The organism is Rufibacter soli (assembly GCF_054781795.1).
This window is the reverse complement of sequence record NZ_BAAGTS010000002.1, coordinates 1,945,624-1,969,447: the sequence shown is the minus strand read 5'-3', so window position 1 is coordinate 1,969,447 and position 23,824 is coordinate 1,945,624. Positions and strand designations below refer to the sequence as shown.

Genomic DNA, 23,824 nt, shown 5'->3' with positions numbered 1-23,824 from the left:
ACAAAAATAGGCAAAAAATGGCAGTCGGGTTTGGTGTGAGGCTAACCGCGCTTTAAAACTCAGGAGAAGCCAGGCACTGAATCGGGTCTGGGAATTGGAAAGAGAAGTTAAGTTCTTTTTGGAGAAGATCGCTGTTGATGATTTTGAAGCTACTCTCTCCTTGATGGGAGAAAACAGGGGGAACCAACCCTGCTTGGTGGGCCGCCATGGTATAAAATTCTTCTCTGGAGGGATGCTTCGGGGCGCTGGCGTTAAAGATATAGCCCCATTTTTCTAGCCGGATAATGTCAGATAATAGGTTTACGCAATCAGTAAGGTGAATCATGTTCACGGGCCCCGTAGGATTGGGTACTTCGGTTTTGCCTGCCAGAAACCGGCCCGGGTGTCGGGAACCGCCCATTAATCCGCCGAAGCGAATAATTGTGGAACTTACCTCAGGTGAATGTTGCACTCGATATTCGCAACGCAGCATGAGGGAAGAAGCCTCCGGTGAGGCCACGGCGTCCTTTTCATAGACTTCGCGGTTTAGGTCTGGGTAAACTGAGGTGGAGGAAACGAAAACAATGGCTTGTAAAGTAGCGGGCCGGGCTTCCAGCACGGTGGTAAGTAGCTCCTCATAAGTGTTTGCCCCTGAAGAAGATTTGGAGGGCGGAAGGTTGAAAACTAAGACATCTGCGGTTAAGAACTCCTGCAAATCTGTTTGGAGCATGTTTTCCGGAAAAGACAGCAAAAACGGCTGGATGCCTTTTTCCTGGAGTACGGCTATTTTACTGGGAGTGGTGGTGGTGGAGCCCTTCACCTGGTAGCCCATGTTTACCAGCTTTTCGGCTAAGGGTAATCCCAGCCAGCCACAGCCCATCACGCTAATTGTTTTTGTTGCCATGGCACAAAGAACGCAGCTAGCGGGCAGCGACGCAACAAAACCCGCCGGAATTGGTTTCTGCTTTTACATGGAGATAAAGAAGGTACAGGTTGCTATTATTGGCGCTGGGTTTGGCGGACTTACGGCGGCTGCGCTCTTGGCCCAAAAAGGTCTGCAGGTAGCCGTTATAGAGCAGAACAAATACCCAGGCGGCTGCGCTTCTTCCTACAAACGCAAAGGCTATTGGTTTGAAACCGGCGCCACCACGTTGGTTGGACTAGACCCGGACATGCCCCTGCGTTATCTCCTGGACCAAACGGGCATCCAACTCCCGGCCCTTCGGTTAGAGACCCCCATGCAGATACGACTGACAGATGGGACGGTCATTACCCGGTATCCAGATCTGGAGAATTGGATCACAGAGGCGGAACGGGTTTTCGGGCCAAAAGGCCAAAGGGCGTTCTGGGAAACCTGCTACGCCATCAGCCGGAAAGTCTGGCGTACCTCCCTGAAACAAGTGAGTTTTCCGTTTAGTAACGTTTCTGATGTCTGGGAGGCGGCCAAATCGGTGCGGTTGGAGCAGATTGGTTTAGTTCCACTGGCTTTTAATACCATGCGGGATTTGCTGTCCCGGCATGGGTTATTGGAAAACGAACGGTTTGTGCAGTTTGTGGACCAGCAACTGCTGATCACGGCCCAGAATATCCATTCAGAAGTAAACGTCTTGTTCGGGGCCACCGCCCTGTGTTACACCCTGTATGGCAACTACTACCTACCCGGCGGGCTCAGACAATTGGCGGAAAGCATAGTGCAGTACCTGGAGCAACGCCAAGGGCAAATGTTGTACGGAAGAGTAGTGCAGAAAGTAGGGCGGTTGCCTCAAGGAGGATATGAAGTCACCACTGATAAAGGGGTAATACAAGCGGAGTACGTGTTGTTTAACGTACCATTAAACAATGTGCATTCTCTTTTTCAGGACTGGAAAATACAGCAAAAACTAAAGTCCTATCTGTTGTCCGCACAAGAGGTGAATGGCGCGGTAACCTGGGGGATTGTCTTTGAGAGAACACCCGCTACGCCAGAAGTTTTGCACCACCAATTGCATGTACCAGGAGGGGTTCCGTTTATAGGAAGCGACAGTATATTTGTGAGCCTTAGCCACCCAGAGGATGAGGTTAGGGGCCCCAAGGGGAAATGCGTGGCAGCCGTGAGCACGCACGTGCACCATCCCCACACTACCTGGATTTCGCAGAAACGAGAGTTGGAGAAATGGGTGGTGCGGTTTCTGGCGGAGCAGGGATTTTTTAAGGAGGAAGCCGTGCATTTTGTGCAAGCCGCTACCCCTGGGGCCTGGATAGAGTGGACCGGGAGGGAGTGGGGCCAGGTAGGCGGCTACCCCCAGTACCAACGCATAAAACCCTGGCAAATGAAAGATGCCCGCTTAGATGGTCAGAAAGCCTACCTCTGCGGTGACACCGTCTACCCGGGGCAGGGCATTCCCGGCGTGTGTCTGAGTGGGATAATTGCCGCTAAAAAGCTTTTGCGGGACCATTTCTAACGGGGGGATTCCTTGCTCAATTTTGTTAGATCCTGTTTCTGATAAATCCAGTAAAAGACTTTGCGCTAAAGCATACAACCTAATCCAGAACTGTTAACTTTCCTTCTCCTTAACTGAATTGACTATGGCCTCCTATACTGAACCAATGTTGCGTGACAATGCGCTGAAAGGGAAAACAATCATTATTACCGGCGGTGGAACCGGGCTGGGAAAATCTATGGGCCTGTATTTTCTGGCTCTGGGCGCAAACCTGGTCATCACTAGCCGTAAAATGGATGTGCTGGAGCAGTCTGCAAGGGAAATGGAAGAGAAAACCGGTGGCCAGGTTTTGCCCGTGGCCTGTGACGTGCGCAAGCCCCTGGAGGTAGAGGCCATGCTCAAAGCCACCCTAGACAAGTTCGGCGCCGTACATGCTTTGTTGAACAATGCGGCCGGCAATTTCATCAGCCCCACAGAGCGCTTATCGCCTAAGGCTTTTGATGTGATTGTAGACATTGTGCTCAAAGGCAGCTACAACTGTACTCTTACCCTGGGCAAGCACTGGATTGAAAACGAACAGCCTGGCACTATCCTTAACATTGTCACTACCTACGCCTGGACTGGCTCTGGCTACGTGGTGCCCTCGGCAACCGCCAAAGCGGGGGTACTGGCCATGACCCGGTCCCTGGCTGCTGAGTGGGCCAAATACGGTATCCGGTCTAACGCCATTGCGCCAGGACCATTCCCCACGGAGGGCGCCTGGAGCCGTTTGTTCCCAGAGGCGCTGGCCAAAAAACTAGATCCTTTGAACCGGATACCGGTGAAGCGCTACGGCCAACACCAGGAATTGGCTAACCTGGCCGCGTACCTTATCTCAGATTATTCAGCCTACATTAATGGGGAAGTAGTGACCATTGACGGGGGCGAGTGGCTTTACGGTGGCGGTGAGTTCAATTACCTGGACCAAGTACCACAGGAAATGTGGGATACCATTGAGCAGATGGTGCGCGGCAAAAAAGAGAAAGAATAGAGTATGTCCACCCTGGAAGGATCTGTGGTAATTCAGGCCCCGGCAGTACAATTATTCTGGTGGTCACAGGATTATGATATGCGTCTGCAATGGGACAAATATCTGCGGGTTGCCAGATTAGAACACGAAGAAACTGTAGCCGGAAAAGGAGTAGAGGCCTATTGTGAAAGCAGGAAAGGCATTGGAATGACAGTGCGGTATATCAGCTTTCATCCTCCAAAACAAGTAGCTATGGAAATGACCAAAGGACCATGGGTCTTTCAAAAGTTTTCGGGTAGTTGGCGTTTTAAACAAGTAGATGACAGGTATACAACGGTTTACTTCAGGTATAATTTTCAGCCCAAATTTGGTACCGTAGGAAGATGGGTTTTTCAGCCATTTCTTAAGTGGCTTTTGCAGGCAGACATCAATAATAGGTTGCAGTATTTTAAAGCGGCCGTAGAGAATGGCCTTTGGCAGAAATAAAAATAGCCCGGAGCGTTTCCGGGCTATTTTTGCTAAAAGAGGGCTAAACTAGCTTAGTCAACTTTCTCCTTGATCTTGGTTTTCTTCTTGTCCTTCTTCACTTTGGTTTCCGTTTTAACGGTTACGTCTGAAGGTGCAGGTTGCTGCGGACCATTGTTCACCAAGGTCATTTCCTTTACCAGGTGACCAGCACCGGCAAACTTGTCAACAATAAACAGGAAGTAACGGGCATCCAGGCTGATGTTGCGGACCCGGTCAGGGTCATACATAATGTCAGACATAGTGCCTTCCCAGTTACGGTCAAAGTTGGTTCCTATAAGTTCCCCACGGGAGTTGATCACCGGTGAACCTGAGTTACCGCCGGTGGTGTGGTTAGAGGCAATGAAAGCCACTGGCATCTTCCCGTTCACACCATACGGACCGTAGTCTTTTTTCAGGTACAGTTCCTTCAGTTTAGCTGGTACCTTATAGTCCGGGATGGTGGGGTCTTCCTTCTCCATGATGCCTTCCAGGGTAGTGTAATAGTCATACGTCACGCCATCGGCGGGTTTGTAAGTATCCACCTGGCCAAAAGAAACGCGCAGGGTGGAGTTGGCATCTGGGTAGAACTTGCGGTCTTTCTGCATCTCGCGCAGGCCTTGCAGGTACGTACGGTTCAGGAGCGTGTTCTGGTCTGTTAACGCGGTGTACGTAGGCAAGACATTGGTGCGGTAGATGCTGGAGAAGGCATTGATCAACTGCACGGCGGGGTCTGCCAGTAATTTGGCCTGTAGTTTCCCTGCTGGAAGTTTCAATAGGTCCTGCACTTTGTCCAGTGATGAAAGGTTAGACGCGCTATACACGTAATTGGCGTACGCATCCCAGTTTCCTTTATAGTTTTTTGCTACGGTCTGCAGGATGGAAGGTACATATTGCGCATCCAGGTCTTTCACGTACAGCTGCAACAGGTTAACAAACAGTTTTTGGTCAGTTGGCAGGTTGTAGTTCTTGAAGAAACCGGTAGCTCCCTTGCTTAGTTTGTCTACCTCTTTCTGAAAGGTAGCGGCGTCTAAAGAGGCCGGGTCTGCCTTCTGGATGGTATTAGACAGGTTGGCATAGGCTTGGGCATAATTTAGTAACTCCACGCCTAACACGGCCTCATTGAAATAATCACGGGCCAGGGTGGGTCCTTTGGCTAGTTGGGCGTAGTTCTGCTCAAACTGGGGCAGCACCTGACCGTATTCAGCCTTCCGGCCGGTTTCCTGGGCTACCCAAGCGGCGAACTGCCGTTCCTGCTCCTGTTTTTTGGTGATGGCGTCCAGCTTTTTCAAACCGCGCATTTCACCTATCCATTTCTTATGGGCATTGCTCACGCTGGCATATTTGGCTGCGTACTGGATGCGTACCTTAGGATCAGCTTTCATGTCCTGGTCCAGAAGGCCCAGTTTCATAGTTCTGATTTTCACCTTGGCCGGGTCAGAAATTTCCATGATCTCCCGCACTGCTTGGGAAGGGAGATATTCTGTGGTTCTGCCTGGGAAACCGAACACCATGGTAAAATCACCCGGGTTAATGCCTGACAGGGAAATTGGCAAGTGGTGTTTTGGTGTGTAGGGCTTGTTGTTAGGCGAATACTCGGCGGGCTTGTTGTCTGGACCGGCGTAAATCCGGAACAGCGAGAAGTCACCGGTATGGCGGGGCCACATCCAGTTATCTGTGTCGCCCCCAAATTTACCAATGCTTTCGGGCGGAGCGCCCACCATTCTAATGTCTTTGAAAGTTTCAGTTACATACATGTAGTACTCCTTGCCATAGAAGAACGGCCGGATGATGGCATCATAGTGCGTACCAGCCGTTGTGGCGGCCTGTACTTTCTTGATGTTGGCCTGCACTTGTTTCTCACGCTCTGCCTCGGGAAGGTTGGCAGGAACGTCGCCCAGAATCTGTTTGGTCACGTCTTCCATGCGCACAATGAACGTGGCGGTGAGGCCCGGGTTAGGTTTTTCCTCGGCGCGGGTCATGGCCCAGAAACCGTTGGTAAGATAGTCATTCTCTACCGAGCTATGTGACTGAATCTGGCCGTAGCCGCAGTGGTGGTTGGTAAGCAGAAGTCCCTGGTTAGAGATGATCTCTCCGGTACAGCCGCCGCCAAACTGCACAATGGCGTCTTTCAGGCTTGATTTGTTGATACTGTAAATGTCTTCGGCAGTTAGGCGCATTCCTCTCTTCTGCATGTCTGCCTCGTTGAGTTGCTTGAGCAACATAGGCAGCCACATACCTTCATCGGCAGTGGCAGTGAAAGAACCCAGCGCTAACAGTACCCAAAGGCAAAATTGCTTGCGATTGAACATACGTTAGTTGTTAATTGAGTCAGCTCAAAAATAGTAAACAGCCGCTAGGAACACTAATTGAAAGGGAGAGTAGGGCAGACTTAAACGCACCCGTAGTAATGGATATAAAAGAAGCGTCCTGTTTTGGGGCCGTTTTTGCAAAAACAACCTCAAAACAGGACGCCCGTTCTGGCTAGGAAACTAGAAGAAATTTAGGAGTGGCCCACGGCCTCGGTGCTGTCTTCCCATAACTGGAACTTCTGCAGCTCTTCCTGGAAGGCTGAGATAAACCAGGCCATCAGGCTCAGGTCATCGGCGAAGCCCAGGATAGGAATAAAATCTGGGATAAGGTCTAGGGGCGTGGCCACGTACAACAGCACCGCCACACCTAACAGCATGGACTTAGTGTTGATGTCACGATAGGTGCCGTTGAAATAGGCTTTTACCAAACGTATGAACCGGAACATGATATCCTTGATCTGGTCCACGCCGCTTTCATTGCTGTTAGAGTCTTTCAGTTTCTCATACGCGGTGGTCAACAGCAAGCCAATTTTCACGGGTTTCCCCATTAGGCCGGTGGCCTTAGAAAGCATGTATTTAAAAAAAGCGTTTTTAGAAATGCTTAATCCTTTGTCTGCAAGTGAGCTCATATTGATAGCGTTAAAGTCAGAAGATTTTTGCTGCATATACGGTTAGGCGCCGCATCTGGATAAATTCTGGCTGGTTTTTGCCTGGTTTTTAAAAATCAGGCCAGAAACGGAGGCATCCTGCCCGATAGAATATTATAAATTTCTATATTTAACGGCCTATTTATAAACCTTAGACTGAAACCGTTGCGCATGAAAAGGATTTTACTCTCATTGTTTCTTCTCCTTGGTTTTTTGCAGGTCAACGCCCAGAAAGTTCTCATAGAACCTTACGTAATTGGGTTGGTGGAAGACTCTAAAGGAAGGCAATGGGTGAAGGACAACCCCAAAGAGGCCATCTATATTGATAAATTCCATCAGACTGAAGCCAAGTTGCTCCTGTACCTAGACTCTCTGGTAACCACCTATAATAAAAAGACTTATGACAAGATTCTGCTCTCTTTAGAGAGCTGGGAGCAGAAGAATTGCTTTTACTGCCATGAATTCAAACTCATGTACTCAGAGCGGCTAGCCGATAAAGTGAACGATGCCTATTCCTTTAAATGGGAGAAAGACGTAAATGAGGCCAATCAGAAGGTGTACGTAGGTACCATGAAGACCAACGCCTTTAAGACCCCGCAGGAAAAGGCCTCTTTTCTGGCCGGGGCCTATACCCGGTATGGGTTGCGGGAAGCCGATACATACACTTACCGGTTCAATGGCACCCGCAGCAAGTTCAAAGCCATTCTTCGGGAACTGGAAGCGTTGCGCTGCGATATTCAGGACATAAAATTAGACGATGAAAATTCTTCCGTCCAACAGATCACGTTTACCCCCAGTGAGCAGTTACGTCCTTACCTGGAAAAGCAGGACAAGCTTCGGCGAGATATCTTAACCAAAAAAGAAGCGGTTAAAAAAGAGAAGGAAAACGTAAAAGAAATCTTTGAAACCGTCCAGGGGCAGTAATTGTGCGTATGGAGGCAGATAAAAATAATTGATTCGCTTGTTCCACCAACTTTAACCCTAGCCGCTACTGTGATAATACCAAGACCCCTACCCGGAGATTACGCCGAATATTATACGTCTTACATCCAGACCATTCCTGAACAGGCCGAAGTGCTGGACCTGCTTCAAAAACAGCAACAGGAGGTGAACCAGCTTTTTGGCCGCGTCAGCGCCAATGAAGCCGATTTCTCCTATGAACCCGGTAAATGGAGCATTAAACAATTGCTGGGCCACATGAACGACACGGAACGCATTATGGCTTACCGTGCCCTCTGCATCGCCCGGGGCGAGCAAGCCCCTTTGCCCGGTTTTGATGAAAATGACTACGTGCGCAATGCCTACTTTGAGGAAAGGACCCTGGCCGGGCTTCTGGCAGAGCATCAGGCGATCAGGGCTGCCACTATTTCCTTGTTAGAAACCCTCCCGGAAGCCGCCTTCAGCCGCCGGGGAAACGCCAACGGCCAACCCGTTACCGTGGCCAGTCTCGCTTTTATTATTGCTGGCCATGAGCGCCACCACCTTAACATCTTAAAAGTGCGTTACCTGGTAAAGCTTTAATTAATTGTTGGTTGTTAATTGTTGATTGCTTTTTCAAAGGAGCACTTACCAATGGCAGGAAACAAGAAACCCGTTTTGAGCCTGTTTTTCCAAAAACAGGCTCAAAACGGGTTTCTTTATTTAAACTTTAAAACAATCAGCAATTAACAATCAGCAATTAAAGAAGGTCATTCGCCAGATTGGCAAGTTCTGAGCGTTCGCCGCGCTGGAGGGTCACGTGGGCGTAGAGCGGGTGGTTTTTAACTTTGTCAATCAAGTAGGAGAGGCCATTGCTTTGGGAGTCCAGGTAAGGGGTGTCAATCTGGTAAATATCCCCGGTGAAAATGATTTTGGTGTTTTCACCCGCCCGGGAAATTATGGTTTTGATTTCGTGCGGGGTCAGGTTCTGGGCCTCGTCTACAATAAAGATAATGTTAGAAAGGCTTCGTCCCCTTATGTAGGCGAGCGGGGTAATGACCAAGCGTTCATCGTCTACCATTTCCTTGATGCGGTTGCTTTCGCGGCTGTGCTCCGGGTATTGGTTCTGGATGAATTTAAGGTTGTCCCAAAGGGGCTCCATGTAGGGCGCAATCTTGGAGTTGGCATCGCCGGGCAGAAAGCCCAGGTCGCGGTTACTTAAGGGAACAATGGGGCGGGCAAGGTAAATCTGCCGGTACACCTCGCGCTGTTCCAGGGCCCCGGCCAAAGCCAGCAAAGTCTTTCCTGTTCCGGCCACGCCTTGTATAGAAACCAATTTAATGTCTGGGTGCAGGATGGCATGAAGTGCGAAAGTCTGTTCTGCATTTCGGGGTTTCACGCCCACGGCCGTTAACTTATCTACCCGCTCCAGCGCTCTATCTTGTGGGTTATAATAGGCTAAGGCAGATGATTTTGTGCTGCGCAGAATAAAGTAATGGTTGTCTAAAGGCGGGTTGGGTAAGGCTTCGTCTACGGGGCAAACGCCCTGGTCATATAGTTGCGTGATAACGGTCTGCGGAATATCCTCCACCAGGTCATTGCCCCGGTACAGGTTAGAAACGTTATGGATTTTGCCGGTTTCATAGTCTTCGGCGGCAAGGTTCAGGGCCCGGGCTTTCAGGCGTAGGTTAATGTCTTTGGTGACCAGAACCACTTTATGGTCCGGCATTTCGTGCTGTAGCGAAAGTGTGGCATTCAGAATCTTGTGATCGGCTTTGTCATCATTGAAAATTTTCTCGGCATCCAAAGGCGCGCCGTTGCCCATCAAAACCTTAAACCTTCCCTTGTTGCTGCCGGGCAAGGGAATCCAGGTCTGCAGCATGTGTTCGGTGGATAGGTTATCTATGAACCTGATGAATTCGCGGGCCTCAAAGTTCTTGATGTCATTGCCTTTTTTAAAGTTGTCCAGCTCCTCCAGCACCGTAATAGGAATAGCCACATCATGTTCGCCAAAATGCTCTACCGCGCTGTGGTCATACAGGATGACTGACGTATCCAAAACAAAAGCCTTGCTGGATTTGGCTATAGCTGCACCGGCTGGCTTGGCGGTGCGTTTACGGGAGGTGGCAGGTGTTTTCACGCGGAATGGTTTTAGGGTGTGGTGGGCTGCCCTGTACTCACGCGGTTGGGGCAGTGATTCTAAACCTAATCTAACGAATGAATTGATAACTTGGCACCTTGACTTTGTCTTTTAAATTTAGGTTCTTCCCTCGTTTACTATGGTCTGGAGGGCAATATCTTAAACTAGTAGAAAGAGCCTGGAGAAAGCATTCTCTTCTGGGAAGAAGCGCCAGTTCTAAAAGAAAAATATATGAGAAGAGTATTGAAGGCAGGGCTACTGCTGGTTATGGTGTTCCTGTCTTTTCAGAGCATGGCCGTGGTATGGCCCTGGAAATGGAACCAGGTAGGTAAAAAGGGAGACCGGCACGGAAAATGGCGGGAATATTATTCCCATAAACCAGAGCAGCTCATGTATGTAGGCCGCTTTAGCCACGGGAAGGAGCGGGGTACCTGGAAAACCTATTCCCAGGATGGGAAACTGGAACGGATGGAACGCTACAAGCCCGCCAAAAAGAAAGTCCTGACCACTTTTTACCACCCCAATGGGAAGGTGTCACACCAGGGAACGGCCTATCTCTTTGAGGAAAACGGGTACCTGAAATATCAATGGCACGGCGACTGGCAATACTATGACTCCACGGGGACCTGGCGCGGCTGGAAATCCTTTAACAAAGGTAAAGCCTTGTCAAAGGACCCCATAGTAACCAAAAAAGAAAAGACCCAATAGCGGTTTCCGTTTTGAGGCTACTTTTCAGAAAACAGGCCTAAAACAGAAAAGTCCGGCACCTAGGCCGGACTTTTCTGTTTCTCATAATAGGGTGAATCTTACCGCTCGTTAATGGCAGTATAGTTCCGCTCAGTGGCACCGGTATAGATTTGGCGCGGACGACCAATTGGCTCCTTCGCCTCGCGCATCTCTTTCCACTGGGCAATCCAGCCTGGCAGACGGCCTAAGGCAAACATCACCGTGAACATCTCAGTAGGGATACCAATGGCGCGGTAGATGATACCAGAGTAGAAGTCTACGTTAGGGTAGAGTTTACGCTCCACAAAGTAAGGATCTGTCAAGGCGGCGGCCTCCAGTTCCATGGCAATGTTCAGGATAGGATCATTGATACCCAGGGCGGTTAAGACCTCATCGGCGGTTTTCTTGATGATGGTAGCGCGTGGGTCAAAGTTCTTGTACACACGGTGCCCGAAGCCCATCAGACGGAACGGATCGTTTTTGTCTTTTGCCTTCTCAATGTATTTCTTGGAATCTCCGCCGTCGGCTTTGATGGCTTCCAGCATTTCAATCACCGCTTGGTTGGCACCACCGTGCAACGGCCCCCAAAGGGCACTGATACCGGCAGATACTGAAGAGTAAAGGCTGGCATTAGCTGAACCTACCAGACGCACGGTTGAAGTAGAGCAGTTTTGCTCGTGGTCAGCGTGCAGGATCAGCAATTTATTCAGGGCATCTACTACTACAGGGTTCAGTTCGTATTCCTCAGTGGGGAACGCGAACATCATGTGCAGGAAGTTAGAGCAATAGTCCAGCTTGTTTTTAGGGTAGTTCACCGGGTGACCTACCGAGTTTTTGTAAGACCAGGCAGCAATGGTAGAAAGCTTGGCCATTAACCTGATAATAGAAAGGTCTACTTCCTCTTTGGTCTGGTTAGGGTTCAAAGACTCTGGGTAGAAGGCGGTAAGGGAGCTTACCAGCGCCGACAAAATACCCATTGGGTGCGCGGTGTATGGGAAACCATCCAAAATCTTGCGCATGTCTTCGTTCACCAGGGTGTGAACCTTGATCTGGTTGGCGAAGCTGTCTAGTTCTGTCTGGGAGGGTAATTTGCCGTAGATTAAAAGATAAGCCACCTCAATAAAGCTGGATTTTTCGGCTAATTGCTCAATAGGGTATCCGCGGTACCTTAAGATACCTTCTTCGCCGTCCAGAAACGTGATGGCACTTTCAGTGGCACCAGTATTCTTGTAGCCGGAATCAAGGGTAATGTAACCGGTTTGCGCGCGTAGAGCATTAATATCAATGGCTTTCTCGTTCTCAGTGCCCGTTACAATTGGGAACTGGTACGATTTGCCCTCCAGAATTAGTTCAGCAAATTCAGACATACTACTTATTTAGGTGTGGTTAGTTAGGTTGTGACGCCTCGCGGCGAAGTTAGCCAAAAGACCATGAAAATGAAAAGCGCCAACTCCTTCAACTTATAATTAGAAGTTTCCTAAAGTATACGGTTAAAAGCGTAATCTATAGAAATGAAGATATAGGTAAAAGAAAATTGTAGTTTCTACGCTCAAACAGTGAAAATCCAATAAGAAAACCGTATAAACAGTTAAAGGTTGGCAAATATATTTTTTTTATGGGCTTTTCATTCTTTTCGCATTTAGGCCCTATTTTCTACTGGATTGTTAGAAGTATTGTTTTAAAGACCCCTGTTTGGCGGTACTTTCTTAATAATTGACGTACCAGACAAGCGCCGTTTCTATATCATCTTCTCCTAATTTTTGGAGAATAAACCAGAATGACTTGGAGGATTTTGCTTGGACTGTAAAAAATGGGAGGGAGCTAAAAACCTGAATTTGTCCATTTATGCTATTAGGTGTTTTAACGTGATAGGTGAGAATCAACAACTGTCCAACTCTCCCATATTTACAAAAGGTTTTACTTCCTTAACCTATTTAACCTTAAAGGAGAGTATAGGTTTTAGACCCATTTCCCTTGGAGATTCTTGTTTTATTATTGCTAACAATTATTAGTTTATATTATTAAAAATAATAAATAAGTAGTAAAATCTTGAAAAATGCTTAACAATATTAGGCTATTAAGATTTTTTTGGCATAAATTACCGCCGCAATACTACTATGTTAATTATAGTAAAGTACGCGCTACTACCTCGCTAACGCTTTGAAGGCAAGCGGTTATTCCAGCTTAAAATATGATTTAATAAGTAGCTATCACCTATGGAAGTAAAAGAAACAAAAACGGTCACGCAAGAGGCCCTGAAGGCAATATTTGTCTCAGAAGACCAGGTTCCAGCAGAGTATTCCTTGGCACAGGAACTCCACCAGAAAGAATACCTTTCCAACGGATTTATGAAAGTTTGGGAAGGGGCGAACCACTCCGTCTACTCTCCAGTGGCGTTGAGCCAAGCCGATGGTTCCTTCCAACGAAAGCTCATAGGCTCTTACCCGGTCTGTACCGAGAAGGAAGCCCTGGAGGCATTGGAGGCAGCCACTGAGGCCTATAATAACGGTAGAGGCGCCTGGCCTACCATGGGCGTAGATGCTCGCATTAAATGCGTGGAGAATTTCACCCGCAAGATGATCGCGCAGAAAGACACTGTGGTGAAACTGATTATGTGGGAGATAGGGAAATCGTTCGCAGATTCAGTGAAAGAGTTTGACCGCACCGTTGAATACATTTATGCTACTATTGACGCCCTCAAGAACATTGATCGGCAGTCTTCCAAATTTGAGATTGAACAGGGTATTATTGCGCAGGTGCGCCGTTCGCCGCTAGGGGTGGTGTTGTGCATGGGTCCCTTCAATTACCCGTTGAACGAGACCTTCACCACCTTGATCCCGGCCCTGATCATGGGCAATACCATCCTCTTCAAGCCACCCAAGCATGGTACCCTGTTGTTCTACCCATTACTGGAGGCGTTTAGAGACAGTTTCCCCGAGGGTGTGGTGAATACCATTTATGGTAGAGGTCATGCCATTGTGCCGGCCCTCATGCAATCTGGCAAAATTAACGTGCTTACCCTCATTGGCTCCAGCAAGGTTGCCGACGAACTGAAGAAACTGCACCCCAAAGTGAACCGCCTGCGCGCCATTCTGGGACTGGACGCCAAGAACGCCGCCATCATTACCCAAAACGCCGACCTGAAACTGTCTGTGGAGGAAACGGTTTTGGGTGCCTTGTCTTTCAATGGCCAGCGTTGCACGGCCCTAAAGGTGATTTTTGTGCACCGCAGCAAAGTGGAGGCCTTCTTAGAGCAACTCACTGAAGCCGTGGGCAAACTCAAATATGGCATGCCCTGGGAAAAAGGCGTGGCCCTAACACCTTTGCCAGAACCCCACAAGCCCGCCTACCTCAAGGAGTGCATTGATGATGCCATCCAATACGGCGCCAGCGTGGTAAATGAAGGGGGAGGAACCTCCTTTGAGTCGTTTGTTTACCCAGCCATTGTATACCCAGTTACCTCAGAGATGAAACTGTACCGCGAGGAGCAGTTTGGGCCGGTTATTCCTGTGGTTCCTTTTGATGACCTGGAAGAACCCATCCAATATCTGATTGACTCTACCCACGGCCAGCAAGTAAGCATCTTCAGCCAGGACCATGAGGAAATCTCCCTTTTAATAGACCCATTGGTCAACCAGGTGAGCCGCGTGAACATCAATTGCCAATGCCAGCGCGGGCCAGACGTGTTCCCTTTCACGGGCCGCAAAGACAGCGCCGAAGGGACTTTATCTGTGGTAGATGCCCTTCGGGCGTTCTCCATCAGGTCTTTGGTGGCAACCAAGTTCAATGAGAACAACAAGCAACTCTTTAACCAGATTGTCAGTGACGGGAACTCCAATTTCCTGAGTACTAAGTTTATCTTCTAGTAGTAAGGAATGTTGTGTTAAAAGCCGGTGCGCCTTTGGTTGCACCGGCTTTTTTTGTAAGTATGTAAAGGAAGGAAAAGGTGTTTTGGCCTGTTTTAGGAAAAACGGGCAGGGAAGTTGGAAACTTCCCAAATGGTGGGTCCAAGTTGAAAACTTGAACCAGGTAAGATGATACTCTGGTGTAAACACCCCCGTCGCCCCCCTCAAGGGGGGAGTCTGCATTTAGTAAGTGGTGCTGGGTATAGTGGGCAGTAGTACGTTTTGAGCCTGTTTTTGGAAAAACGTGCCTAAAATGCTTTCCAACAAATACCCACCACGCATTCCCTCCCTTCCAGTCTTTACTTCGAGCGCCTCGCTTGTGGCCCTGCAGTGGCTTCACTAAGGGAGAACTGCAACCCGGCCGCAAGGGCAGTGCTAGGGGGAAAGACGGGGCCCCGCGGCCGTGAGCGCTCGGAGGGAAGAGATGAAACAAGAAAGCATAAGGACTTAAGGCGACAACTGACAATACGCCAGCAACAGGCGGAAAGGCGTGCACAAGTAACATCCATTGGATAGAAAGTGCAAACGCCTTCTCAAAAGCAAAAGACCTTCTAATAACCTTTCTTTTCTATATTTTTTCCATAATCTCCTCCTTCTCCCATAGCCCTCCCCGGTAAAATTGCGTACACGGTACGCGAGGAAAAAGACTAGCCTTTTCCTGAAGCCTCCTTCTATACCACACAACAATACTATGAGCATTATTTCGTATCCGGGAAGTCCTTTTCCCTTAGGGGCCACCTGGGACGGCAATGGCGTGAATTTCGCCTTATACGCCCAAAACGCCACGGGCGTGGACCTGTGCCTTTTTGATTCCCAGGACGCACCGCAGGAGTCCAGCCTAATTAAAATGCGGGAACGGTCTTATGAGGTCTGGCACGCCTACATTCCTGAACTGAAGCCCGGGCAACTGTACGGGTTTAGGGTACATGGTCCGTTTGAACCAAAAGAAGGTCATCGGTTTAACCATCACAAATTATTGATCGACCCCTACGCCAAAGCTATTTCAGGGACGGTGAATTGGCATGATTCGCTGTATGCGTACAATTTTGATGATCCGGAGCAAGACCTAAGTTTCAATACCCAGGATAGCGCGCCCTATATTCCTAAATCTGTGGTGATAGACCCGCACTTTGACTGGGAAGGCGACAAAGCCCCTAAGATTCCCTATTACAAATCCATTATCTATGAGGCACATGTAAAAGGCTTTACCCAGCTGCACCCGGAAATCCCGGAGGAGATAAGAGGGAAATATGCGGCCATTGGGCACCCGGTCACCATTCAATATTTAAAGGATTTGGGCGTAACGGCCATTGAGTTGTTGCCCGTGCATCACTTTATCAATGACTGGACGCTGCAAGACAAAGGCCTAACCAATTACTGGGGTTATAACACCATTGGGTTCTTCGCCCCAGACGTGCGGTACTCCAGTTCGGGGGTGCTAGGAGAGCAGGTGAAGGAGTTCAAGGAAATGGTGAAGGAGCTTCATAAGGCCGGCATTGAGGTGATCCTGGACGTGGTGTACAACCATACCGGCGAGGGCAACGAGAAAGGACCCACGCTATCTTTTAAAGGCATAGACAACGCCTCTTATTACCGGCTCATGGAAGAAGACAAGCGCTACTACATGGACTATACCGGCACCGGCAATACTTTACATGCCAATATGCCCAGTGTGTTGCGCCTGATCATGGACAGCCTCCGGTACTGGATTCTGGAGATGCACGTAGACGGTTTCCGGTTTGACCTGGCCTCTGCGCTGGCCCGGGAATTGCATGACGTGGACCGCCTCAGTGCCTTCTTTGACATCATCTATCAAGACCCTGTAATCTCTCAGGTCAAACTGATCGCGGAGCCCTGGGACGTGGGTGACGGCGGTTACCAGGTAGGAAATTTTCCTCCGGGCTGGAGCGAGTGGAATGGCAAGTACCGTGACTGCATGCGTGATTTCTGGCGCGGCGAGGAAAGCATGCTGGCGGAGTTTGCCAACCGGTTCACCGGTTCCTCAGACCTGTACATGGATGATTATCGTCGGCCCACGGCCAGCATTAACTTTATAACCGCCCATGACGGCTTCACCTTGCATGACCTGGTGTCATATAATGAGAAGCACAACCTGGCCAACGGCGAGGACAATAATGACGGCGATGACCACAACCGTTCCTGGAACTGCGGGGCGGAGGGCCCCACTGAGGACCAGTGGATCATAGACTTACGCAATCGGCAAAAACGCAATTTCCTGGTGACGCTTTTTCTGTCGCAAGGCGTACCCATGCTGGTGGCCGGTGATGAAATGAGCCGAACCCAGCAAGGAAACAACAACGCCTATTGCCAGGACAATGAAATCTCTTGGGTGAATTGGGCCGGGGCCGACAAAGACCTGATGGAGTTCAGCAAAAACCTGATCCATCTGCGCAAGAATCACCCGGTATTCAGGCGGCGGCGCTGGTTCCAGGGGAGGCCTATTAAAGGGTTAGGGTTAGAAGACATTGCCTGGTTTTTGCCCAATGGCATAGAAATGTCTGAAGAGCACTGGGACGAAGACCATGCCAAATCACTGGCCATTTACCTGAACGGCCGCGGCGTGCATACCCTGGGCCCTAAAGGCGAAGTAATCATTGATGATTCGTTTTACGTGATCTTCAATGCCTATCATGACTCGCTTATTTTCCAGATGCCCCCAGAGAAATATGGCGCCCAATGGATAGTGGTGGTAGATACTTTCCGGAATCTGGTAGGGGACCAAAGTACCACGTATGCCGCCGGTGAGTCCTTTCACGTGGAAGGTAGATCTGTGTTGGTGTTGAAGAATCTTGTTCACGGCGCTCAAATGAATCATGATGAGTAACACTGACTTTTCTAAACGCCCTTTAGGGATCGGCTTTTCTTCTGGGGGCCAGGCGGAGGTTTTGGTGTGGGCCCCCAAAGCCAACCAGGTGGAATTGATGCTCAATGACGGCAACACCACTATTCCCTTGCGTAAAGGCGAATTGGGGTATTGGCACGAGGTGACAGACCAGGTTAAACCCTATGATACCTATACCTTCCGGATAGACGAAGACCAGGAATACCCAGACCCAGCTTCGCGGTCTCAGCCAGTGGGGGTGCATGGTCCGTCGCAGGCAATAGATGTAAGGAAGTTCCAGTGGGACGATGACGCCTGGCAGAACCTGCCTTTAAAAGACTATGTGCTATATGAACTGCACGTAGGCACCTTTACCCCAGAAGGCACCTTTGCCGGCCTGGAAAAAAAGCTGGATTACCTGTTGGACTTAGGGGTAACGGCCATTGAGATCATGCCGGTGGCGCAATTCCCCGGTAAGCGCAACTGGGGCTATGACGGTGTGTTCCCGTTTGCCGTGCAAGATTCTTACGGCGGGCCCAAAGGGCTGCAGCACCTGGTGAACGTGTGCCACCAGAAAGGGCTGGCCGTAGTGCTGGACGTGGTCTACAACCACCTGGGCCCCGAGGGAAATTACCTGGGCGTTTACGGGCATTACTTCACTGACAAATACAGCACGCCCTGGGGTCCGGCCCTCAACTTTGATGATGCCTGGAGCGATGACGTGCGGCGGTACTTTATAGAAAACCTGCTCATGTGGTTCCGGGATTTCCATATTGATGCCGTTAGGTTAGACGCCGTCCATGCCATCAAAGACTTCAGCCCGGTACACATTCTAAGGGAAATGAAGGAGCAGGTAAACCACCTGATGGAAAGCACCGGCCGCACCCACCACATGATAGTGGAACTGGACCTGAATGATACCCGCTTTATTAACCAGCTGCAGGAACAAGGCTATGGAATGGATGCCCAGTGGGTAGATGAATTCCACCATGCGCTCAGGGTGACCATGACAGGCGAGAATACCGGTTATTATGCCGACTTCACCGGTATCTGTGATTTGGCCAAGGCCTACCGAGATGCTTACGTCTATGACGGGCAATATTCCCCGCACCGTAAAAAGTGTTTCGGGATAAAGGCAGAGCACAACCCAGGCCAGCAGTTTATTGTCTTCAATCAGAACCATGACCAGGTGGGCAACCGCATGTTGGGCGAACGCCTGGGCCATCTGGTAAACTTTGAGATGCAGAAGCTGGCAGCGGCGGCGGTTATTTTCAGTCCGTTCCTACCTATGCTTTGGATGGGCGAAGAGTACAGTGAGGCTAACCCGTTCCAGTATTTTGTGAGCCATACAGACCCAGGCTTGGCAGAGGCGGTGCGCAAAGGCCGCAAAGAAGAGTTTGCCGCCTTCCATGCCCAGGGCGAAGCCCCGGATCCCATGTCGGAGAAAACCTTCCAACAGTCCAAACTGCAATGGGAATTGCTGGACCAGGAGCCGCACCAAACCATGTTGAGGTATTACCAAACGCTCCTGCGCCTGCGCCGTGAACTGCCAGCCTTAAAGCATTTAAATAGGGAACAGGTGTCTGTAGAGGAAAACGAGGCGCATAAAACGCTGGTGCTCCGGCGTTGGCACGAAGACAATCAAGTGGTTTGCCTCATGAATTTTTCTCCAGACCAGCAAACGCTCCTCCTTCCCCTTGGAGCCAAGGAATGGCAGTTAGTTCTGGATTCCGCGTCCCCAGAATGGGGAGGAAAGCAGGCCGCTGAAGCGTTAGTGGCAGGTGGGGCAAAAGTTACCCTACATCCGGAAAGTCTTTTAGTGTATCAGGCACCAGCTTCCTAGTTTAAAGCGCTGTGTATCATAGACTTTTCCTGGCTGGCTGTTTTAAGCCTGTTTTTTGAAAAACGGGCTTAAAACAGCCGGTTGTATTTTTATCTCCTTGGGTTTTGGGCTTTCTATTCCTAAGTCTTTTCTGTTCAAATAATAGAGAGGGTAAAGGCCAAAAATTACTTCCAGTTTTTTACGCCTCTATATAACTGCTTTTGACCTGTTTTCCGTAAAACGGGCTTAAAACGCAAAATTCAATTCATGTTTTAAAGATGCTAAGAGAGCGTGAAGCCTTCCTCTCTTTAACTATACCCTCCCTTATAAAATGTATAATCCCGTTAGCACCTACCGCTTACAGTTTCACCAGCATTTCACTTTCCAGGACTTTGAACGCATCATCCCTTATCTGCAGAAACTGGGGGTAAGCACCATTTATGCCTCGCCTATTTTTGAAGCCACCCCGGGTAGCACGCACGGGTATGACGGGGTTAACCCGCACCAAATAAACCCAGAAATTGGCACCGAAGAAGAATTGAGAACCCTGAGCGGGAATTTAAAGGAAAACGGGATTGGCTGGCTGCAAGACATTGTACCCAACCACATGGCCTTCCATCCCAATAACCCCTGGCTGATGGACGTGCTGGAGAAAGGACCGGTAAGCCAATACTATAAATTCTTTGACATCGCCTGGACCAGCAACCTGTACAACGGGCGTGTCATGGTTCCTTTCTTAGGGACGAAATTGGAAGAAGCGGTACAGAATGGTGAGGTAAAGGTGGCCTTCCATGAGACGCAACAACGCCTGGTGCTAACCTACTATGATAGTGCCTATCCGTTGTGTCCAAAGAGTTATCAAACCCTGCTGCAAGAGGTGGCTCCAGACAACCAGCCGGTTTCATTGATGTTAAAACAACTGAACCAGGTGCATCATCAGGAAGAACCACAGGCCTTTGCGTTGCAGTGGGACGAATTCAGGCAACAGTTGACCTCCCTGATGAAAGAGGGCGAGGGAAAGAAGGCCGTAGAAGCAGTTTTAGAGGAAGTGAATTCCCAAAAAGAGCGGTTGCTTCAGCTTGCCCAGGAACAGGTGTACCAACTCTGTCATTGGCAGGAAACCGACTACCAGATTAATTTCCGGCGGTTCTTTACCGTGAACGGACTTATCTGTCTGAACATCCAAGATCCGGAGGTCTTCTCCACCTACCACCAATACATTAAGCAACTACAGGAAGAAGGCGTGTTTCAGGGGCTGCGCGTAGACCACGTAGACGGCTTGTATGACCCTGCCGGATACCTGCAACAATTGCGCACGCTCACCGGAGAAGAGGCCTATCTGGTGGTTGAAAAAATCCTGGAGCCCGGGGAGGAGTTGCCAGAGCATTGGCCCATTGAGGGCAGTAGCGGGTATGATTTCCTGGCCTTGGTCAATAACCTCTTTACCTATAAACCCGCCGAGAAAGAATTTAACCAACTCTATCAACAATTGGTGGGCGAGGGCGCCGAGGTGCGGGAACAGATCCAGGAAAAGAAAACCCTCATTCTGCAGCAGCATATGGGCGGCGAGCTGGAAAATCTCTATCAACTGTTTTTGAAGCAACGTTTGGTAGAGGAAGAAATGCTGGCGGTGGTAGGTCCAGAAACCCTTAAAGCCGCTATTGCTGCGTTCCTGGTGCAATGCCCGGTCTACCGGTATTATGGGAACCAGATGCCGCTGGACGGTGCCGAAGCAGAGGCGTTGCAACAGATTTTTGATAAGATTAGAAACAATACCCCAGAGCTGGAAGGAGCAGTGGAGCTTTTAGAAAAGGCTGTTCTGGCTGCCGCGCCTGAAGGGGAAGACGATACTTACCAGGACCGGGCTCTCTATTTCTACCAGCGCCTCATGCAGTTCACCGGTCCGCTTATGGCCAAAGGGGTGGAAGATACGCTTATGTACACCTACAACCGGTTTATTGGACACAATGAGGTAGGCGATGCCCCGGAAGCCTTCGGGATGAGTGCCCAGGAGTTCCACCAGGCCATGCAGGACAGACAACAGAAATGGCCTCTGGCCATGAACGGCACCTCTACGCATGACACCAAACGCGGCGAAGACGTGCGGGCCCACCTCAACGTTCTCACCGAGCTACCCCAGGAATGGGCTGCCGCCGTCCAGGAATGGCGCCAGCTAAATCAGGACCTGAAACAAAACAACGCTCCCAGCCCTAACGACGAATACCTCATTTACCAGACCTTGCTGGGCGCGTTTCCTATGCCGGGTCAAGACGAAGATGACTTTGAGAACCGGGTGCAGGAGTATTTGCAAAAGGCCCTCCGCGAGGCCAAAGTCAACTCCAACTGGACCACGCCTCATGAGGGCTATGAAGAAGCTACCAAAGCCTTCGCCGTGAAATTGCTGGATAAAAACCGGCCGTTCTGGAGCAGTTTTGAGAAATTCAGGGCTAAAACGCTGGACTTTGGCATGGTCAACGCCCTAAGCCAGGTGCTCCTGAAATTCACCGCCCCGGGCGTACCCGATGTATACCAGGGCACCGAACTCTGGGATTTGAGCCTGGTAGACCCAGACAACCGTCGGCCAGTGGATTATGAAAAGCGGCATGCCTGGCTGGAAGAGCTCAATGACTATGACCTAAATAAACAGGACGCCCTTTGGGAGAATCTCTGGGAAAACCGGCAGGATGCCCGAATCAAACTCTGGCTCACCCGCTCGCTCTTCACGGAACGCAAAAACAACGCTGATCTTTTCGCCAAAGGCGAGTATTTACCCCTGGAAGTGGAAGGCGAATGCAAGGAGCACGTGCTGGCCTTCGTGCGGAAGCACCTGCACACCTGGTACGTTGTGGCCGTGCCGTTGCACCTGGCCGCCCTGGCCAAAAAACAAGGCGTGGGAAGTGTGCAGGACATTGACTGGAAAGACACCAAAGTCATCATACCTGAAGCCGCCCCCAAAGACTGGCAAGACGCCTTGCTCCGGAGCACGGGAAATTACGCGCATGAACTTAAAGTAGCCGACCTGTTCGGGAGTTTCCCGCTGGCCCTGCTCAAACTTCAGGCGCAGAACGAGCGCGGCGCGGGAATTCTGTTGCACATCACCTCGTTGCCTTCGGCGTTCGGGATTGGGGACATGGGCCCCGAGGCCCGCAAATTCGCAGATTTCTTGCAGGCCAGTAACCAGAAATACTGGCAATTGCTACCGCTTAACCCTATTGAGGCGGGCCAAGGCTACTCGCCATACAGTTCTATCTCCAGTCGGGCCGGTAACCCCTTGCTCATCAGTCCGGTGGTATTGGCCAAGGAAGGCTTGCTGCCCGAAGAAGAATTGGAACAGTATCATTTACCGCAAACCGGTAACGTTGATTATGTAGAGGCCCTGCGCGTAAAAGAGGCTTTGCTGGAGAAGGCCTGGCAGACGTTTAAGTCAGGTGAATTCCCTACGCTGGAACAGCAATTCACAGAGTATGTGGGGGTAGAAGCAAGTTGGTTGAATGACTTTGCCCTATATGTGGTACTAAAAGAACAGCAGGGGGGAGGCGCCTGGTTTCAATGGCCCCAGGAGCTCAAGCAAAGAGACCAGACAGCGCTTGAACAGGTGGCGCAGGAGAACGCAGACGCGCTGGAGAAAATCAAATGGGTGCAGTTCATCTTCAACAAACAATGGAAGCGCTTACGTACTTACTGCAACAACCGTGGAATCCAGATGTTCGGGGATATACCTTTTTATATAAGTTATGACAGCGTAGACGTGTGGGCCAACCGGGAAATTTTCGCGGTGAATGAAGACGGCCAGATGACCGGCGTAGCGGGTGTGCCCCCCGATGATTTCTCTGAAGACGGTCAGCTTTGGGGCATGCCGGTTTTTAACTGGGAGGCGCTCAAAGCCCAGGATTACAGTTGGTGGATTGGGCGGCTGCGCAAGAACATAGAGCTCTATGACCTGGTTAGGTTAGACCACTTCCGGGCTTTCGCTGATTACTGGGAGGTACCTGCCGGGGAAACCACCGCCAAGAAAGGCGAATGGAGAACGGGCCCCGGGGCGGAGTTCTTTGCCTTTGTAGAAAAAGAGCTGGGCAGCCTTCCTTTTATTGCTGAGGACCTGGGCGAGATCAATGATCAGGTCTTGAAGTTGCGCGATGATTTTAACCTGCCGGGCATGAAGATCCTGCAATTTGCCTGGGGCGATGAGATGCCGCAAAACGCCTACATGCCCCACAACTACGCCCGTAACTTCATTGCCTACACCGGCACCCATGACAATAATACCACGCTGGGCTGGTACCGGCAGGAAGGAAAGGAACACCACCAGCAGATTGAGCACTACGTTGGCCGTGAGCTGGGCGAAGACGATATTTGGTGGGTTATGGCCCGCCTGGCCTATGCTTCCGTGGCGAAGACGGCTATACTGCCCTTGCAAGATGTGTTGGGCATAGATGAACAAGGTCGCATGAATACGCCTGGTCAAGCCGAAGGGAACTGGGGCTGGCGTTTATTGCCCGGGCAGATAAACAAAAAGACGGAAGAACAGTTGAAAGAGTGGACGTGGTTGTATAACCGTAACTAGGCTCAACAAAAAGCTTTCTTGCTTTAATCTTTCATT

General features: G+C 50.1%; 15 protein-coding genes. 10 read left to right on the top strand and 5 right to left on the bottom strand.

All coding sequences use genetic code 11. The features are described from left to right. Window positions 1–52: 52 nt before the first annotated feature. Complete coding sequence (locus tag ACYVJQ_RS10155; protein WP_460892961.1) at window positions 53–883, bottom strand: SDR family oxidoreductase; 831 nt, start codon at window positions 881–883, stop codon at window positions 53–55. On the opposite strand from ACYVJQ_RS10155, the gene ACYVJQ_RS10150 reads away from it, so the two are divergent. The 3 genes from ACYVJQ_RS10150 (at window position 882) to ACYVJQ_RS10140 (ending at window position 3,894) form a co-directional block, all read left to right on the top strand. Further along, window positions 882–2,420 (top strand): phytoene desaturase family protein, encoded by a 1,539-nt coding sequence (locus tag ACYVJQ_RS10150; protein ID WP_460892960.1) that lies wholly within the window; start codon window positions 882–884, stop codon window positions 2,418–2,420. The two genes, ACYVJQ_RS10155 and ACYVJQ_RS10150, sit on opposite strands and share 2 nt — an antisense overlap. A gap of 124 nt (window positions 2,421–2,544) precedes the next feature. Next, complete coding sequence (locus tag ACYVJQ_RS10145) at window positions 2,545–3,429, top strand: SDR family oxidoreductase (RefSeq protein ID WP_460892959.1); 885 nt, start codon at window positions 2,545–2,547, stop codon at window positions 3,427–3,429. 3 nt (window positions 3,430–3,432) lie between these two features. Then, on the top strand, window positions 3,433–3,894 hold the full coding sequence (locus tag ACYVJQ_RS10140; protein WP_460892958.1) for a type II toxin-antitoxin system RatA family toxin: 462 nt from the start codon (window positions 3,433–3,435) through the stop codon (window positions 3,892–3,894). 53 nt (window positions 3,895–3,947) lie between these two features. On the opposite strand, the gene ACYVJQ_RS10135 is transcribed toward ACYVJQ_RS10140, so the two are convergent. Continuing rightward, a complete protein-coding gene (locus tag ACYVJQ_RS10135) occupies window positions 3,948–6,224 on the bottom strand; it encodes a S46 family peptidase (protein WP_460892957.1) in 2,277 nt (758 codons plus the stop codon). Between the two features lie 191 nt (window positions 6,225–6,415). Continuing rightward, complete coding sequence (locus tag ACYVJQ_RS10130; protein ID WP_460892956.1) at window positions 6,416–6,853, bottom strand: YkvA family protein; 438 nt, start codon at window positions 6,851–6,853, stop codon at window positions 6,416–6,418. A gap of 189 nt (window positions 6,854–7,042) precedes the next feature. Between ACYVJQ_RS10130 and ACYVJQ_RS10125 the strand changes: the two genes are divergently transcribed. Then, window positions 7,043–7,795: a hypothetical protein gene (locus tag ACYVJQ_RS10125; protein WP_460892955.1), complete on the top strand. Its 753-nt coding sequence runs from the start codon at window positions 7,043–7,045 to the stop codon at window positions 7,793–7,795. Between the two features lie 69 nt (window positions 7,796–7,864). Next, entirely contained in the window at window positions 7,865–8,392 is a 528-nt protein-coding gene (locus ACYVJQ_RS10120; protein WP_460892954.1) for a DinB family protein, read from the top strand. 157 nt (window positions 8,393–8,549) lie between these two features. Here the strand turns inward: ACYVJQ_RS10120 and ACYVJQ_RS10115 are convergent, their stop codons facing one another. Next, window positions 8,550–9,875: a PhoH family protein gene (locus tag ACYVJQ_RS10115; RefSeq protein WP_460893592.1), complete on the bottom strand. Its 1,326-nt coding sequence runs from the start codon at window positions 9,873–9,875 to the stop codon at window positions 8,550–8,552. A 285-nt stretch (window positions 9,876–10,160) separates the two neighbouring features. Between ACYVJQ_RS10115 and ACYVJQ_RS10110 the strand changes: the two genes are divergently transcribed. Beyond that, complete coding sequence (locus ACYVJQ_RS10110; protein WP_460892953.1) at window positions 10,161–10,637, top strand: toxin-antitoxin system YwqK family antitoxin; 477 nt, start codon at window positions 10,161–10,163, stop codon at window positions 10,635–10,637. 98 nt (window positions 10,638–10,735) lie between these two features. Here the strand turns inward: ACYVJQ_RS10110 and ACYVJQ_RS10105 are convergent, their stop codons facing one another. Then, the gene (locus ACYVJQ_RS10105; RefSeq protein WP_460892952.1) at window positions 10,736–12,022 is read right to left on the bottom strand and encodes a citrate synthase; all 1,287 of its coding nucleotides are present in this window, start codon (window positions 12,020–12,022) and stop codon (window positions 10,736–10,738) included. Window positions 12,023–12,871: 849 nt separating this feature from the next. Between ACYVJQ_RS10105 and ACYVJQ_RS10100 the strand changes: the two genes are divergently transcribed. The 4 genes from ACYVJQ_RS10100 to treY all read left to right on the top strand — a co-directional run bounded on the left by ACYVJQ_RS10100 (window position 12,872) and on the right by treY (window position 23,788). Continuing rightward, complete coding sequence (locus ACYVJQ_RS10100) at window positions 12,872–14,521, top strand: NADP-dependent glyceraldehyde-3-phosphate dehydrogenase (protein ID WP_460892951.1); 1,650 nt, start codon at window positions 12,872–12,874, stop codon at window positions 14,519–14,521. 730 nt (window positions 14,522–15,251) lie between these two features. Beyond that, the gene (glgX, locus tag ACYVJQ_RS10095; RefSeq protein ID WP_460892950.1) at window positions 15,252–17,405 is read left to right on the top strand and encodes a glycogen debranching protein GlgX; all 2,154 of its coding nucleotides are present in this window, start codon (window positions 15,252–15,254) and stop codon (window positions 17,403–17,405) included. Further along, the gene (treZ, locus tag ACYVJQ_RS10090; protein WP_460892949.1) at window positions 17,395–19,245 is read left to right on the top strand and encodes a malto-oligosyltrehalose trehalohydrolase; all 1,851 of its coding nucleotides are present in this window, start codon (window positions 17,395–17,397) and stop codon (window positions 19,243–19,245) included. The genes glgX and treZ overlap by 11 nt, the downstream gene beginning before the upstream one ends. Before the next feature lie 310 nt (window positions 19,246–19,555). Next, window positions 19,556–23,788 (top strand): malto-oligosyltrehalose synthase, encoded by a 4,233-nt coding sequence (gene treY, locus ACYVJQ_RS10085; RefSeq protein ID WP_460892948.1) that lies wholly within the window; start codon window positions 19,556–19,558, stop codon window positions 23,786–23,788. Window positions 23,789–23,824 lie beyond the last annotated feature (36 nt).